Genomic DNA, 14,319 nt, shown 5'->3' with positions numbered 1-14,319 from the left:
GGGTCAGAACAGGGAGCCGACGAACGTGGACAACTGCCCCGCCGCGTCGGCCAGGGCCGTCCCGGTGGTGCGGACGATGTCGGCAGACCGCTCCGGCTGCGAGATCACGTAGAACAGCACGAACGCGATGACGACGAAGCTGAGCAGCTTCTTGACGTTCACCCGACACCTCCTCCTCGACGACCCCGTGGACCGCGGACCACATGGGTAACACAGGCCGCAGCAGTCACGGGCGCGCCACGCCGCCGATGTCAGGCACCGGGCAGGAAGTGTTCACCGGGCGGCGCGAGCGGGAGGTCCGGCGGCACCCGGTCGCGCAGGTCGGTGAGCACGAGGTCCTCGGCCAGCAACCACGCGGCGGTGGCCGGCCACGTCACGAGCCACAACCAGACGCCGAAGGCCTCGCCCACGAAGGCCGACCGGTCGGCGGTGGTGGGGACCGACCACAGCGCGGCGCGCTGCCCGGCGGCCGTCACCGACGCGCTGGACGCCCCCGCGAGCAGCTCCCCCGGGTCCAACCACGGCAGGCCCGCGTACCCCGCCCCCAGCCCGGTGCCCGGCTCCTCGGCGACCAGCACCAGCTCGGCCGCTCCCCCCAGCGGCGCCGGGCCCGCGCAGTCGACGACGATGCCGCGCGCGCCGGCCTCGCCGCCCCAGGCCACCCCGGTCACCGCCCACCCCGCCGGCATGGGGTCGGGCACCCAGGCCGGCACCCGCGCGTCCAGGCAGACCGCCGCCAGCGTGTCGTGGGCGAGCACCGCGCTGTGGTGCAGCGGGGTCACGGCACCGTGCAGGTGGCACCAGGCTTCGTCGGACCCGGGGCGGGTCGGGATGTCACCACCGCACCGAGGGCACACCGGACCGACGTTCATCCCGCCCACCGTCTCGGTCCGGGCCCCCTCCTGTCAACGACACTGGGCACGTGGACCCGGTGGCGTGCGTGGGTGGGGTCGTGCACGACGCGACCGGACGACTGCTCCTGGTGCAGCGCGGCCACGACCCCGACCGGGGGGCGTGGTCGGTGCCCGGGGGCCGCGTCGAGCCCGGCGAGGACGACGCGACCGCCGTCGTCCGGGAGGTGCTGGAGGAGACCGGCCTGCACGTGGTGGCCGGCGCCGAGGTCGGCCGGGTCCTGGTGCCGGCCGGCGCGCCGGTCTACGAGGTGGTCGACCTGGCCTGCACGATGGTCGACCCCGGCGCCGTCCCCGTGGCGGGGGACGACGCCGCGGACGTGGCCTTCGTCGACCTGGCCGGGCTCGGGCAGCTGCGCTGCACCCCCGGTCTGGTCGAGGCCCTGACCCGGTGGGGCCAGCTGCCGCGCTGCTGACACAGCGGCGGACGAACCGGCGGCGGACGACCTAGCGGCGGACCGGCTCGGGACGGCCGGGCTGCTCGCCGCCCCGGGCGTCGCCGTAGGAGCGCTTGGGCACCATCACCTTGCGCCGGAAGACGCAGACGACGGTGCCGTCCTGCTTGTAGCCGATGGTCTCCACGTGCACGACGCCCCGGTCGTCCTTGGACCGGGACTCGGTCGTGTCCAGCACGGTGGTCTCGCCGTAGATCGTGTCGCCGTGGAACGTGGGGGCCACGTGCTTGAGCGACTCGACCTCCAGGTTGGCGATCGCCTTGCCGCTCACGTCGGCCACGCTCATGCCCAGCAGCAGCGAGTAGACGTAGTTGCCGACGACCACGTTCTTGCCGAACTCGGTGGTCTCGCCGGCGAAGTGCGCATCCAGGTGCAGCGGGTGGTGGTTCATGGTGATGAGGCAGAAGAGGTGGTCGTCGTACTCGGTGACCGTCTTCCCGGGCCAGTGCTTGTAGACCGCACCGACCTCGAACTCCTCGTAGTACCGGCCGAACTGCACGGATGGGCTCCTGTCGTCGTTGACCTGGACGTTCCCTGCGCGGGTGACCGCATCGGGCCGTCGGCGATCCTACGATGGGCCGGTGACCCTCCAGACCGCACCCGACGTGCAGGCCGAACCGGAGGTCGTGCGGCTCGGTGCCGCCGGACGACGGGCCCGGCTGGCCGCGGCCGCGGTCGTCCTGGCCCTCCTGCTGGCCGGCAGCGTGTGGGGCGACGACTCCGAGTTCCCGTTCGGCCCGTTCCGCATGTACTCCACCCGGGCCGACCCGGACACCCCGGTCGTCTCCACCCGGGTGGTCGGCGTGACGGCGGCCGAGGAGGAGGTGCGGCTGTCCGGCGGCGAGGTCGGCCTGCGCCGGGCCGAGTTCGAGGGCCAGCTGCCCCGGCTGGTCGACGACCCCTCGCTGCTCGGGCTGCTCGCCGAGTCCTACGAGTCGCGGCACCCCGGCGGCCCCGAGCTCGTCCGCGTCGAGGTCGTCCAGCGGCACATCGAGCTCGCCGACGGCGAGCCGACCGGGGCCTACACCGACGACGTCCTGGTGTCCTACGACCTGGACGGTGCCCCGTGAGCGCCGCGCCGCAGCTGGCCGTGCGCCCCGAGACCGAGCCCGCGGTGCCGCTGACCCCGCGCTGGTGGTTCCGCCCGGTGCCGCTGGCCCGCATCGCGGTCTTCCGGACCATCGCCTACCTGTTCGTCCCGGTCGACGTCTTCCTCACCACCGCGTGGGTCAAGGCGCACGCCGACGTCCCGACCGAGTACTACCAACCGCTGCTGATCGGGCGGATCCTGCACCTGCCCACCCCGACGCACACCGTCGTGCTGGTCGTGCAGTGGGCCCTCGTCCTCGCCGCGGTCGTCGCGGCGAGCGGACGGGCACCCCGGCTGCTGGGCACCGCCGTCTTCCTCCTGTACGCGGAGTGGATGGTCATCGCGATGAGCTACGGCAAGGTCGACCACGACCGGATCGCCTACCTCGTCGCCCTGGCGGTGCTGCCCACCATCGGGGTGGCCCGCTGGCGCGACCGCCGGTCGTCCCAGGCCGCCGGGTTCGGGGCCGCGGCGATCCTGGTCACGGTCATGCTCACCTACTTCCTGGCCGCCTGGGCCAAGATGCGGTTCGGCGGCTGGGACTGGGCCACCGGCTCCACCCTGACCCGCGCGATCGTGCGCCGCGGCACCGACCTGGCCACCTGGACCCTGGACGTGGCCTGGCTGCTGCCGGCGGCCCAGTGGGCGATGCTGGCCTTCGAGTTCCTCTCACCGCTGATGCTGCTGGTGCGCAGCGACCGGGCCCGGATCGGGCTGGTCCTGTTCCTGCTCGGCTTCCACGTCATGGTCTACGCCGGCGTCGGCATCATCTTCCTGCCGCACTGCATCGCGATCCTGTCGATCCTGCCGTGGGAGCGCCTGCGGCGGGCCCGTGCGGTGGCCGGCCCGCCGCCGGTCGCCGTCCCCGCGGGGGACGGCGACCGGCCGGGCTGACCCCGATCAGACCATCGCACCGATCCGGGCGGCCATCTCGGCCTCGTGCTGCTGGTAGGCGTTGCCCACGTCGGTGAGCAGCCGGCCCATGCCCGAAAGGGCCTCGCTCACGCCCGCGCTGCCGGCCCGCCACTGGTCGTACAGGGCACGGAACTGGACGGCGGCCGCGCTGTCGGTCCACCCGTCGGTGACCCCGGTGTCGATGCCCGAGGACAGCGTGCCCAGCCGGGCCGACTGCTCGGCGGCCTCCCCCTGGCACTGCGCGGCCATGGCCTGCAGGGTGGCGATGTCGACCTTCATGGTTCCTCCTCGTCCGGGCACCTCCCGGTCGAGCGGGGACGGTAGGTCGGCGGCGCCGTCCGCACCGGTCGCCGTCCACAGTCCGGGCACCTGTCCACAGATCCGCCCGGGCACCCCCGCCGGCCGGTCGGTCGGGGCACCCTCCCCCTGTGCCCGACAGTCCCCCGCCCGAGGTGGTCGCCCGCCGGTGGACGCTGCGCACGGAGTCGGGCGACGTCGACGTCGAGGTCACCGGCCCCGACGGGGCTCCGCTGCACGACGTCCGCGCCGCCCTGGCCACCGCCGGGGTCCCCGTGGCGGAGCTCTGGGCCGGGTCCCGCCCCCTCCCCGACCGGACAACCCTGGGCGACCCGGCACTGCGGCACGGTGCCCGGCTGGGTGCCGACCGCCCCGGCCCGCGCGGCGGCGGTCCCGGCGGAGCCCTCGAGCTGCACGTCTGCGCCGGTCCCGGTGCCGGCCGCACCCTCGCGGTGGCGCAGGGGGTGCTGGTGGTCGGGCGGGGACGCGGACCCGCCGCCTCGCCGTCCCCCCGGCTGGCACTGCCCGACACCGAGGTCTCCCGCGAGCACGTGGAGGTGGCCGTGACCGCGACCGGGGTGACCGTGCGCGACCTCGGGTCGGCCAACGGCACCCGCCTCGCCCGCACCGCCGCGACCGGGGGCGGTGAGCACGCGGTCGGTCCCGATCCGCTGCCCTGGCCGCTGGGGGCGGTGCTGCGGATCGGCTCGAGCTCCGTGCGGCTGGCCGCGCCGGGCGGTCCGCCGGCGGTCACCGAGGCGGCCCCCGGTGGCCGGTTGTCGGCCAGAGCCCCCGTCCGTCCGGTGCACCCGGCCGTCGCGGAGGTGGTCGTCGAGGAGCCCGACGCACCGGCCGAGCCACCCCGGCGACAGCTGGCCTGGCTGGCCATCGCCCTCCCGGCCGCGGCCGGGGTCACGATGGCCTGGGTGCTGGCGGCGCCCCAGTTCCTCCTGCTCGCGCTGCTGAGCCCGATGGCCGCTCTGGGCAGCTGGGCCGGCGACCGCTGGTCAGGACGGCGGGGGCACCGGCGCCGCACCGCGGACCACGGGGTCGCCCTCGCCGAGGTGACCACCCGGATCACGGCGGCCGTGGCCGACGAGCTCGCCGTGCGCGACCGACGGGCGCCGGACCTGGCCCAGCTGGCCGCCGCCGCCCGGCGCCGATCGGGCCCGCTGTGGGAGCGCGGCCCGGGCGACCCCGACCTGCTGGTCCTGCGCGTGGGCACGGGTCCCGGGCCCACCGCCGTCCTCCGCCGGCCGCCCGGCTCCCCGGGGACACCGGAACCGGCCGACCGCCTGCCCGTCACCGTCGACCTGCGCGGCCGGTGGCTCGACCTGCACGGGCCCCGCGGCACCGTCCTGGGGGTCCTCCGCGCGCTGGTCTGCCAGACGGCGGTGCTGCACCCGCCGGATGCCGTGCCGATCACGGTGCTCGCCGCCGCCGGCGAACTCCCCGACTGGCGCTGGACCCGCTGGCTGCCGCACGTCGGCGTCCTGCCCGGGGCCCACCCCACCGCCGTCGGCTCCGGCCCGCACCTGGTCGTCGTCGACACCGGGCACGCCGGCGAGCTCGACGCCGCGGCCCGCACCTGGGTGGCACGGATGGTCGACGCCGGCGCCGCGGTGGTGTCCACCGGCGGCCCGTCCCGCGACGGCCAGGACCGGGCGGTGCTCGACGTGGTCGGCGGCACCGGCGGCCGCGCGCGCCTGCACCGACCCGGCCGGCCCGACCAGGACCTCGACCTGGACCTCGCCGACGAGGAGGTCGGCGGTCAGGTGGCGGCCGACCTGGCGCCGCTGACGGTGCCCCGGGGACCGGCGGGGATCCCCGGCCAGGTCCGCTGGCGGGACCTCGTGGCCACCACCCCCACCCGGTGGTCCAGGAGCCGGTCCCACCTCACCGCCCTCCTCGGCACCGGGCCGGCGGGGCCGGTCGTGCTGGACCTGTGCGCGGACGGCCCGCACGCCCTCGTCGCCGGCACCACCGGGGCGGGCAAGTCCGAGCTGCTGCGCACGACGGTGCTGAGCATCGCTGCGGCCCACCCGCCGGACCTGTGCAGCTTCCTGCTGGTCGACTACAAGGGCGGGGCCGCCTTCGCCGAGGCCGCGCAGCTGCCGCACACGGTCGGTGTCCTCACCGACCTCGACGGCGCCTCGACCGCCCGGGCGCTCCGCTCGCTGGGGGCCGAGCTGACCCGGCGGGAGCGGCTGCTGGCCGACCACGGCGCGCGCGACCTCACCGACCTCGACCCGGGGGTGCTGCTGCCCCGGTTGGTGATCGTGGTCGACGAGTTCGCCACCCTCGGCGACGAGCTGCCCGGCTTCGTGCCGGGTCTGGTGGCCATCGCCCAGCGCGGCCGGTCGCTGGGGGTGCACCTGGTGCTGGCCACCCAACGGCCCTCGGGCGTCGTGAGCCCCGAGATCCGGGCCAACTGCACCGTGCGGCTGTGCCTGCGGACCACCGACGAGGCCGGCTCCCGCGACGTCCTGGGCGTGCCCGACGCGGCCTGGATCCCGGTCGACCGACCGGGCCGGGGCCTGCTCCGCGTCGGTGCCGGCGCGCCGGTGCCCCTGCAGGTGGCGCGGGTGGGCACCGCTGCACCGCCCACCGGTCGCGCACCGGTGACCGCCCGGCGCTGGCGGTGGCCGGTCGACCCGGTCGACGACCTGGCCGCCGAGCCCACGGAGCGCACGGACCTGGCCGCCGAGGTGGCCGACCTGCGGGCCCGGGCGGACGCCGAGGGGCTCCCCGTCCCACCGCGGCCCTGGCTGCCCGTGCTGCCCGACCGGGTCGAGCAGCCGCTGCCCGGGGCCGACCCGGCGCGGGCGCCGGGCCTGCTCGCCTGGGGGCTGGTGGACCGGCCGGCGGTGCAGCGGCAGGACCCGCTGCTGGTGGACCTCGCCGCCGGGGGTGGCTGGCTGGTGGTCGGCGGTCCGGGCAGCGGCCGCAGCACCGCCCTGCGGACGCTGCTGGCCGAGGCGGTGCACCGGCTGACCCCCGCGGACGTGCACGTGCACGCCGTCGACCACGCCGGCGGGGCCCTCACTGCGGCCGTCCGCGGCGGTCCGCTGACCGGCACCCACCTGCAGCGCGGGGACGGCCACCGCCTGCAGCGGCTGCTCGGCCGGTTGCAGGAGGAGGTGGACCGACGGCGAGCTGGCGACACCCCGGCGCCCCACCTGCTCCTGCTCGTCGACGGGGTCGACTCCGTCTGGTCCTCCCTGGAGGAGCTGGCCCCCGGCACCGGCGGGGCCGCCCTGCTCCGCCTGCTGCGCGAGGGCGCGGCCGTCGGCCTGACCGCGGTGCTCACCGCCGACCGCGTGCTGCCGGGCGGCCGGTGGGCCGGGGCCGCCGCGCACCGGTTGGTGCTCCCCCTCGCGGACCGCGCCGACTACGCCGCCGCCGGGGTGCCCGCCCGGGTCGTCCCCGGCCACCGGCCACCGGGCCGGGCACTGCTGGACGACGACGCCCTCGAGGTCCAGCTGGCCCTCCCGCGCGCGCTGCCGGTCGTGGCGGCCCACCCCGTGCCCGGGCGGATCGCGGTCGTGCAGCTGCCGCCGGACCCACCCGCACCTGATGTCCCGACCCTCCGGCCCGGGGTCGTCGCCCTCGGTCCCGGCGGCGACGACGGCAGCCCGGTGCTCCTGGACCTGGTGCGCACGGGCGGGCTGCTGGTCGCCGGGCCACCGGGGAGCGGTCGCAGCAGCACGCTGGCCGCGCTGGCCGGCCGGCTGGCGGCCGGTGGGACCCCGGCGGCGTTCGTGGTCGGACCCCGCGAGCGCCTCGGTGTCCCGCTGCCCCACGGCGTGCTCGCCGTCGTGCCCGACCGGGTGGTCGAGCTGCCGGCGTGGGCGGCGGCAGCCGGGTCGCCCGCCGTCGTCCTGGTCGACGACCTGGGCCATCTGCCCGACCCGGTGCTCGACGCGCTGGCCGGCCTGACCGCCCCGGGGGCGTCGACGGTGCTGGTCGCCGCGGCGACCCCGGCCGACGTGGCGGGCACGTTCCGCGGGCCCGGACCTGCGCTGCGCCGCACCCGCACGGCACTGCTGCTGCAGCCGGCGCGGGGCGACGCCGAGCTGCTGTCGCTGCGGATCCCGCGCGCCGACCTCCCGGCCCGTCCGGGCTCGGGCTGGCTGGTCACCGCCGGTGCCGTCACCCGGGTGCAGGTCGCCAGGTGACCCGCCGGGACGGCCCCGTCCCGGGGCCCCGCGTCACAGCAGGTCGAGGGCCGGGCCGATCTCCTGCGTGGCGTACCAGGCCAGCTCGTGGCCCTCGGCCTGGTCGACCACGAACTGGGCGTCCTCGCTGCCCAGGTCGGCCTCCAGCACGACGCCGACCGCCTTCGCGACGTCCGCCTCGGCCTCGGTGACGTCGATGTGCGCGCTGGCGACGTCGGCCATCGCCACGTCGGTGGTCGCCCGGGCGGCACCCCGGTCGGTGTCGGGGTCGCCCAGGGGCACCACCGCGTCGTCGGGCAGGTCCGCCGCGACGACCACCCGCCGCCGGGCCGCGGTGGGGTCGACGTCCACCAGGCGCAGGCTGGCCCGGGCCGCCGCCAGCAGGGCCGCGTACTCGAGCTCCTCCTCGTCGGCGTCGCCGGAGTCGTAGAACCCCCGCAGCTCGGGGGTCACCGCGAACACCGTCAGCGGTCCGGTGAGCCGGCCGTCGTCGAGGAGGCGGCGCAGGACGGTGGTCGTCGCCGGCAGGTACACGCGCATCGCACCAGTGTCGCCCACCGGGGGTCAGGTCTCCCGGGTGGTGTCCACCAGGTCGGCGACCTCCTGCTCGATGAGGTCGGCCAGGACGTCGACGTCGCTCACGGAGTCGCGGTCGGCGTTGAGCCCGAAGTAGACGGTGCCGTCGTAGCTGGTCAACCCGATGGCCAGGCCCTGCCCCCGGGCCAGCGGCACCACGGGGAACACCTCGAGCATCCGCGCGCCCGCGGCGTACAGCGGCACCTGCGGACCCGGCACGTTGGTGACCACCAGGTTGAACAACCGGCGGGAGAGCCCGCTGGCGGCCCGGGCGCCGAGCGCGTGCAGGGTCGGCGGGGCGAACCCCGACAGCGCGACGAGGGTGTCGGCCCCCACCGACTGGCCGCCCTGGGCCGCACCGCGCATGGCGTACCCGATGCGGGCCACGCGGACCCGGGGGTTCGGCTCGCCCACCGGCAGGTCCAGCAGCAACGAGGACACGACGGTCCCCTCGTCGTCCTCGGCGTCCTCGGGCCGCACGGACACCGGCACGAGCGCGCGGATCGAGGTCGACCCGACCACCGGTTCGCCGCGGGACAGCAGCCACTCCCGCAACGCCCCGGTGACCGTGGCCAGGAGGACGTCGTTGACGGTGCCGCCCAGGGCGCGGCGCACCGCCTTGAGCTCGTCGAGGTCGGCCCGGGCGACCGCGACCCGGCGCTGCCGGCCGATGGACCCGTTGAGCGGGCTGGTCGGCGCGGGCCGGACCGTGGTGCGGGCCAGCGCGCTCAGCACCGAGGTGGCCGTGCCGGCCAACCGGCCGACGGTCGCCCGGAGGTCCCCCGTCGCGGTGCGCACGGTGTCCAGCACCGCGGTGGGCCGCTGGACCGCCTCCTCGACGGCCTCCCACACCAGGCCGACCGGCCCCGGGGGACGCCGCGGCCGCCAGTCGTCGGGCGGGGCCGGCCGGTCGGCGGGCACCGGGGCGTCGTCCAGGATCACCTGGCCGATGTCGATCGCGGTCAGCCCGTCGACGAGGGCCGGGTGGGTCTTGGTGACGACGGCGATCCGGTCGCCGGCCAGCCCCTCGACCAGGTACATCTCCCACAGCGGACGGGAGTGGTCCAGCGGCCGGGCGGTCAGCCGGGCGACGAGGTCCAGCAGCTGCTCCTCGGTGCCCGGCCGGGGCAGCGCCGAGCGGCGCACGTGGTAGGTGACGTCGAAGTCGGGGTCGTCGATCCAGGCCGGGTTGGCCAGGTGCCCGGGCACCTCGACCACCTTCTGCCGGAACCGGGGCACGAGCACCAGGCGCGAGCTGACCAGCTCGACCAGGTCGTCGTGGTCCAGGCCGCCCCGTGGGGACTCGAGGACCAGGAACCCCGCCACGTGCATCGGGGTGTCGGCGTCCTCGAGGTACAGGAACGACGCATCCAGCGAGGTCAGCCGGTCGACCACGGTGCTCCCTCCGTCGGGGGCCCCAACCTACGCACCCCGGTCAGCGTCGGCGACGGCTGCGTCCGGGGACCGGGACCCCGGTGAGCTCCGCGGTGAGGGAACGCAGGGCGGTGCGCAGCACCGACCGCTCGGCGACCTCGGCCAGCGTGCGGCCGGCGGCCAGCGCCGCATCCGTGGCCCGCCGGTCCGCGGGGAGGAACCCCACGACGCGGGCTCCGGTGAACCGGGCGAGCGCGGAGCCGATCTCCTGGCGCGGATCGCCCGGCACCGGCCCGCGGCGGACCTGGTTGACGACGACGCCCGGCTCGACCGCGGGCAGCACGTCGCGGAGCTGGCCCAGCGCCCGGACCGTCCGCTGCAGCGCCACCGGGTCCGCGCCGCTCACGCACAGCACGGTGTCGGCCTGCTCCAGCACCGTGGTGGTGACCCCGTTGCGCCGGGGCGCGGCGGTGTCGAAGGACAGCTCCTCGTCCTCCTCGACGCAGAAGGCGCAGTCGACCACGGTCAGCGCGGACAGCCGGCGGGCCTGCTCCAGGACCGCCCCGACGGCCTGCGGCCGCAGCTCGGGCCACCGGTCGGCCCGGGCCAGCCCGGTGAGGACCCGCAACCGCGGCGTCACCGCCCACGCCAACCGGGCCAGCCGGGCGACGTCCAGCCCGCCGGCGGTCGCCTGCCGGGCCGCGGCGGACAGCCCGGGCGACTCGTCGAGCAGGCCGAGCGCCTGGGCGACGACGCCGCCGTAGACGTCGGCGTCCACGAGCAGCGTGGAGATGCCCAGCCGGGCTGCCTCGTCGGCGAGGCCGACGGCCACGGTGGTGCGACCGGGGGCGCCCGTGGGACCCCACACGGCGATGACCCGTCCGCGGCCGGCCGGTCGAGCGGCGGGGTCGTCGGGCACGCCCAGGGCGGGCAGGGCGGCCCGGGGGTCGCCGACGTCGTGACCGACCGACCCGCGCCCGGCGGGGACGCCGGTCACGGCCTCGCGGAGGGCGGTGGCGATCCGGGCGGCGTCGGTGTCGGCGGGGAGGACCCGTCCCACGCCCAGCTGGCGCAGGCGGTCGGCGGCGGCGGTGTCCCCCGGCTCGACGAGCCCCACGACGGCGACGCCGGCGGCGAGGAGCCGGGCGACCGCGTCGCCGTCGAGGCGGCGCAGCTCCGCCGACAGCAGCACGGCCTGCCCGGTGCCGGTGCCGGCCGCGGCCAGCAGGTCGGCGACGTCGACGCACCGGCGGACCACGGTCACCCCGTGGTCGGCCCGGTCGAGGGCACCGACCAGCTCGGACTCCCAGGCCGCGCCGGTGACGGCGGTGAAGACCTGCAGCGCCATCAGCCGGTCGGCCCCGCCGTGGTGGGCGTGGGCACGGCGGTGGGCCCAGCGGTGGGCACGGCGGTGGGCACGGTGACCGGGGCCCCGGCGCCGTCCGCGCTGTCCCGCACGACCACGACCAGCGCCCGCCCGCCGACGGCCGCCAGCACGTCGGGGACCTCGTCGGCGGCCACCCCGACCACCACCTGGATGGTGGTGGAGCTGGTCGACAGCACCCCCTCGCCCCGGTCGGACACGGCCTGCACGGTGGCGCCGCCCACCACGAGCGACACGTCGCCGGACACGTCGGTGGCCCCCGCGGCGGGGTCGGCCACCGCGTACACGTCGACCACCTGGCCCCGCACCAGCCCCGGCGGGGCGTAGCCGGCCTGCACGGGGAGGGCGAGCTGCACCTGCCCGGACGCCGGGTCCAGCGCCGACCGCGGGACGAGCTCCCCGGCCAGGACGGTCCGGCCCAGCACCTGGCCGGCCGGGTCCGTCGACGTCGACAGGTAGCCCCCGGCGGCGTCGTCCAGCCGGACCGACACCGCGACGAGGTCGTCGGCCCGCAGCACGGTGCCGGCGGCCAGGTCGCCGGCCGCGGCCCAGACGGGGACCGTCGCGTCGGCCGCGGTGACCACCCGGGCACCGACGAGCACCGACCCGAGCACCAGCAGGACGCCGAGCACCAGACGCAGGTCCAACCACCGCGGCGGCCGGACCCTGCGGGGCACCGGCCCCTCGGGCGGCGCGGCGCGGTCCTCGGCGACCCCCTGCATCGTGCTGGCGCTCATCCTGCTCCCGTCCGTGCCTGGTGGTGGCCGTCGCGGCCATCCAGGCGCGAACAGCTGCAGATGATGACGTACCGAGCCGTCCACGTGCAGTGGTTGTGGATGATCTGCCTGTGGATGCACCCGACCGGGTGGCGTCGGAGGTGCCAGACTGGCGTCCATCTCTGGAGGGAGACGACCGATCCCGATGGCAACGCCCCGATTCCTGACCCTCGACGACGTCGCCGAGACGCTGAACGTCTCGTGGTCGCAGGCCTACGCCCTCGTGCGGCGCAAGGAGCTCATCGCCATCCAGATCGGCGGCCGCGGGCAGTGGCGGGTCGAGCGCGACGAGCTCGAGCGGTTCATCCAGCAGAAGTACGCCGAGGCCCGGGGCACCACCCCGCCCCCGGTCGAGGCGGTCACCGGCCCGGAGGGCACCACCGGCACGAGCTGACCCGGCTCAGCCCGAGCCGGGCACCACCGACACGACGGCGGCGACGGCGTCGAGCAGCACGACCTGCACCGAGCGCACCGCTCCGCGGCGCCGGGGCTGGTCGAGGTGGTGCTCGGCGAGCTCCAGGAAATCGGCGCCCACCCGGTCGATCGTCCCGGTCAGCACCGTGCCGTCGTCCAGCCGGCACTGCACCGGCGCCCGGTCGCGGGCCAACCCCCGGACCGCCCGCCGCAGGTCCCAGGACCGCGCCACCGCCCCCTCCTCGACGGCGGCCGCGGTGGTCGCGCCGAGCCCGCCGACCACGCGGACGGCGCCGGCGGCCACCAGCACCTCCCTCCCCCGGTCGTCGGCCAGCAGCAGCCAGTCCGGCCCGACGTCGAGCAGCCGACCCGTCACGGACCCGGCGCCGCGGCACCCCACCCGGACCGGGTGACCCAGCGCGCCCCGGAGCCGGTCGACCCACCGGACGGCACCGGTCTCGGCCCGCGCGCGGGAGCCGGCCGCAGCGCGCTCGTCGGCTGCCTCCTCCGCCTCGAACGCGGCGTCCAGGTCGGCGAACAGCTGCTCCCAGCGCATGTCCGGCAGCGTATCCCGTCCACAGATGCATGCGTTTGGTTGCGTTTGCTTGCACTCATCCTGTTCGATGACGTCCACCACGAAGGAGGATCGATGACGGTGCGACGCTGGGCGACGACGACCGCGGTGATGGCGGCCGTCGGGCTGGGCCTGTGGGAAGCGGCTCCCACGGCCGCCGTCCTGGGTGCGGCCGCCGCGGACCCGCAGCGGATGGTCGACACCCAGGGACCCGACGCCCTGCTCCTGCTGCTCGCCTGGGCGCTCGCGGCCGGCTGCTGGGTCTGGGGCACCGTCGGGTTGCTGCTCACCGTCGCCGCCGCCGGCGGCGGGGTCGGGGCAGGCATCGCCCGCACGCTGCTCACCGTGGTCCTGCCGGCCGGACTGCGCCGGGCGGCCGCGCTGGCCGTCGGGGTCTCCCTGGTGGCCGCACCCGCCCTCGTCGTCGTCCCGCCCGGCGCGGTCGGCGCCGTGGTCAGCACGGCGGCGCACGGCGCACCGGCCGTCGTCCCCCCGACCGCGGCGTGGTCCGACGTCGGCACCCCGGCCCCCTCGACCGCGTGGTCCGACGTCGGCACCCCGGCCCCGGTCCCCGACTGGCCCGTCGCGGCACCGGAGGAGCACGTGGTCCTCCGCGGCGAGTGCCTCTGGGACGTCGCGGCGGCCTGGCTCGCCCTGCGGGGCCCGGCCACCGACGCGCAGATCGCGGACGCGGTGCAGGCCTGGTGGCGCGCCAACGCCGCCGCGATCGGCCCCGATCCCGACCTGCTGCTGCCCGGGCAGGTCCTGCAGTTCCCGCCCGCCCCCTGACCCCGTACCCACACCGCCGAGGAGCCCCGCGATGAGCACGCCCGCACCGATGCCCGCCCCCGCCCACCCCGCAGGTCCCGCCCGGCCGGGGCCGGTGCGCCTGTGGCTGGTCCCCACGCCGGGGCCGGCGCTGGACCCCGAGCCGGTCGTCCGCCTGCTCCGACCGGGGGTGCCCTCCCCGCGACCACGGCAGCTACCCGGTCCGCGACCGGGTGCGCCCCGCCCCGCGCCGGCGGCTCCGTCGCGGTCGCTGCCCGACCCGGCTCCGGTCGCGCACCGGCTGGTCACGATGACCCTCGAGGCGTTCAGCGGCCGGCGGTCCTTCGCCCAGCTCCGGGGCGCCTACACGCTGCCGGTGTTCACGGCCGTCAGCCGCGGACGGCGCCCGGCCTGGTGCGTCGACGGCACCGGCCCCCTGGTGGTGGGCACGGTGCGCGTCGCCGAACCGGTGGCCGGGGTCGCCGAGGTGTGCGTGGTGGCCCGGCGCAACGGGCGCGCGCACGCCGTGGCCGTTCGCCTGGAGGCGGTCGACGGCGCCTGGCGGTGCACCGCTCTCCAGGTCGGGTGAGGGCAGCGGATCCGTCGG

General features: G+C 77.1%; 15 protein-coding genes and 1 pseudogene. 7 read left to right on the top strand and 9 right to left on the bottom strand.

The window, feature by feature from the left end; all coding sequences use genetic code 11:
- Window positions 1–3 precede the first annotated feature (3 nt).
- Together BLS67_RS23710 and BLS67_RS07075 are read right to left on the bottom strand one after the other, a co-directional pair.
- Window positions 4–162, bottom strand: a complete 159-nt coding sequence (locus tag BLS67_RS23710; RefSeq protein ID WP_165617507.1) for a hypothetical protein — start codon at window positions 160–162, stop codon at window positions 4–6.
- An 89-nt stretch (window positions 163–251) separates the two neighbouring features.
- The gene (locus tag BLS67_RS07075; RefSeq protein ID WP_091242200.1) at window positions 252–872 is read right to left on the bottom strand and encodes a DUF6758 family protein; all 621 of its coding nucleotides are present in this window, start codon (window positions 870–872) and stop codon (window positions 252–254) included.
- A 50-nt stretch (window positions 873–922) separates the two neighbouring features.
- Here BLS67_RS07075 and BLS67_RS07070 point away from each other — a divergent pair, with 50 nt between their 5' ends.
- A complete protein-coding gene (locus tag BLS67_RS07070) occupies window positions 923–1,327 on the top strand; it encodes an NUDIX domain-containing protein (protein ID WP_207500391.1) in 405 nt (134 codons plus the stop codon).
- A gap of 31 nt (window positions 1,328–1,358) precedes the next feature.
- Here BLS67_RS07070 and BLS67_RS07065 read toward each other — a convergent pair.
- Window positions 1,359–1,868: pseudogene (locus BLS67_RS07065) on the bottom strand (MaoC family dehydratase); the annotation flags it as partial.
- Between the two features lie 79 nt (window positions 1,869–1,947).
- On the opposite strand from BLS67_RS07065, the gene BLS67_RS07060 reads away from it, so the two are divergent.
- Both BLS67_RS07060 and BLS67_RS07055 read left to right on the top strand, forming a co-directional pair.
- Complete coding sequence (locus BLS67_RS07060) at window positions 1,948–2,436, top strand: hypothetical protein (protein WP_091242193.1); 489 nt, start codon at window positions 1,948–1,950, stop codon at window positions 2,434–2,436.
- Complete coding sequence (locus tag BLS67_RS07055; RefSeq protein ID WP_242653878.1) at window positions 2,433–3,350, top strand: MFS transporter permease; 918 nt, start codon at window positions 2,433–2,435, stop codon at window positions 3,348–3,350. Before BLS67_RS07060 ends, BLS67_RS07055 begins: the two co-directional genes overlap by 4 nt.
- A gap of 6 nt (window positions 3,351–3,356) precedes the next feature.
- On the opposite strand, the gene BLS67_RS07050 is transcribed toward BLS67_RS07055, so the two are convergent.
- A complete protein-coding gene (locus BLS67_RS07050; protein WP_091242190.1) occupies window positions 3,357–3,650 on the bottom strand; it encodes a WXG100 family type VII secretion target in 294 nt (97 codons plus the stop codon).
- 149 nt (window positions 3,651–3,799) lie between these two features.
- Here BLS67_RS07050 and BLS67_RS07045 point away from each other — a divergent pair, with 149 nt between their 5' ends.
- Window positions 3,800–7,846 carry an FtsK/SpoIIIE domain-containing protein gene (locus BLS67_RS07045; protein ID WP_091242187.1) on the top strand — a complete coding sequence of 1,349 codons (4,047 nt, stop codon included), beginning with the start codon at window positions 3,800–3,802 and terminating at the stop codon, window positions 7,844–7,846.
- Between the two features lie 33 nt (window positions 7,847–7,879).
- On the opposite strand, the gene BLS67_RS07040 is transcribed toward BLS67_RS07045, so the two are convergent.
- From BLS67_RS07040 to BLS67_RS07025, 4 genes are read right to left on the bottom strand one after another with little or no spacing between them, the layout of a single operon-like run.
- Window positions 7,880–8,386, bottom strand: coding sequence for a DUF6912 family protein (locus BLS67_RS07040; RefSeq protein WP_091243019.1), 507 nt, complete (start codon window positions 8,384–8,386; stop codon window positions 7,880–7,882).
- 24 nt (window positions 8,387–8,410) lie between these two features.
- Window positions 8,411–9,817, bottom strand: coding sequence for a WS/DGAT/MGAT family O-acyltransferase (locus tag BLS67_RS07035; RefSeq protein ID WP_091242184.1), 1,407 nt, complete (start codon window positions 9,815–9,817; stop codon window positions 8,411–8,413).
- A 40-nt stretch (window positions 9,818–9,857) separates the two neighbouring features.
- A complete protein-coding gene (locus tag BLS67_RS07030; RefSeq protein ID WP_091242180.1) occupies window positions 9,858–11,144 on the bottom strand; it encodes a CpaE/TadZ family protein in 1,287 nt (428 codons plus the stop codon).
- Window positions 11,144–11,917, bottom strand: a complete 774-nt coding sequence (locus tag BLS67_RS07025; protein ID WP_242653877.1) for an SAF domain-containing protein — start codon at window positions 11,915–11,917, stop codon at window positions 11,144–11,146. Before BLS67_RS07025 ends, BLS67_RS07030 begins: the two co-directional genes overlap by 1 nt.
- Window positions 11,918–12,101: 184 nt before the next feature.
- On the opposite strand from BLS67_RS07025, the gene BLS67_RS07020 reads away from it, so the two are divergent.
- Window positions 12,102–12,350, top strand: coding sequence for a helix-turn-helix domain-containing protein (locus BLS67_RS07020; RefSeq protein ID WP_242653876.1), 249 nt, complete (start codon window positions 12,102–12,104; stop codon window positions 12,348–12,350).
- Between the two features lie 6 nt (window positions 12,351–12,356).
- On the opposite strand, the gene BLS67_RS07015 is transcribed toward BLS67_RS07020, so the two are convergent.
- Window positions 12,357–12,926, bottom strand: coding sequence for a hypothetical protein (locus tag BLS67_RS07015; protein ID WP_091242175.1), 570 nt, complete (start codon window positions 12,924–12,926; stop codon window positions 12,357–12,359).
- Between the two features lie 93 nt (window positions 12,927–13,019).
- Here BLS67_RS07015 and BLS67_RS23705 point away from each other — a divergent pair, with 93 nt between their 5' ends.
- Together BLS67_RS23705 and BLS67_RS07005 are read left to right on the top strand one after the other, a co-directional pair.
- A complete protein-coding gene (locus BLS67_RS23705) occupies window positions 13,020–13,733 on the top strand; it encodes a LysM peptidoglycan-binding domain-containing protein (RefSeq protein ID WP_091242172.1) in 714 nt (237 codons plus the stop codon).
- Window positions 13,734–13,764: 31 nt separating this feature from the next.
- Window positions 13,765–14,301, top strand: a complete 537-nt coding sequence (locus BLS67_RS07005) for an Rv3235 family protein (RefSeq protein ID WP_242653875.1) — start codon at window positions 13,765–13,767, stop codon at window positions 14,299–14,301.
- Window positions 14,302–14,319: the final 18 nt, after the last annotated feature.

The sequence above is a fragment of the Klenkia soli genome, assembly GCF_900103975.1.
Taxonomy (GTDB): domain Bacteria; phylum Actinomycetota; class Actinomycetes; order Mycobacteriales; family Geodermatophilaceae; genus Klenkia; species Klenkia soli.
This window is presented reverse-complemented; position numbering and strand designations above follow the sequence as displayed.

Excerpts from the sequence above, each read along its gene's own strand:
- BLS67_RS07075 (WP_091242200.1), bottom strand. The coding sequence starts at position 872 with ATGAACGTCGGTCCGGTGTGCCCTCGGTGCGGTGGTGACATCCCGACC.
- BLS67_RS07025 (WP_242653877.1), bottom strand. The coding sequence starts at position 11,917 with ATGAGCGCCAGCACGATGCAGGGGGTCGCCGAGGACCGCGCCGCGCCG.
- BLS67_RS07005 (WP_242653875.1), top strand. The coding sequence starts at position 13,765 with ATGAGCACGCCCGCACCGATGCCCGCCCCCGCCCACCCCGCAGGTCCC.
- BLS67_RS07050 (WP_091242190.1), bottom strand. The coding sequence starts at position 3,650 with ATGAAGGTCGACATCGCCACCCTGCAGGCCATGGCCGCGCAGTGCCAG.
- BLS67_RS23705 (WP_091242172.1), top strand. The coding sequence starts at position 13,020 with ATGACGGTGCGACGCTGGGCGACGACGACCGCGGTGATGGCGGCCGTC.
- BLS67_RS07040 (WP_091243019.1), bottom strand. The coding sequence starts at position 8,386 with ATGCGCGTGTACCTGCCGGCGACGACCACCGTCCTGCGCCGCCTCCTC.
- BLS67_RS07020 (WP_242653876.1), top strand. The coding sequence starts at position 12,102 with ATGGCAACGCCCCGATTCCTGACCCTCGACGACGTCGCCGAGACGCTG.
- BLS67_RS07015 (WP_091242175.1), bottom strand. The coding sequence starts at position 12,926 with ATGCGCTGGGAGCAGCTGTTCGCCGACCTGGACGCCGCGTTCGAGGCG.
- BLS67_RS07030 (WP_091242180.1), bottom strand. The coding sequence starts at position 11,144 with ATGGCGCTGCAGGTCTTCACCGCCGTCACCGGCGCGGCCTGGGAGTCC.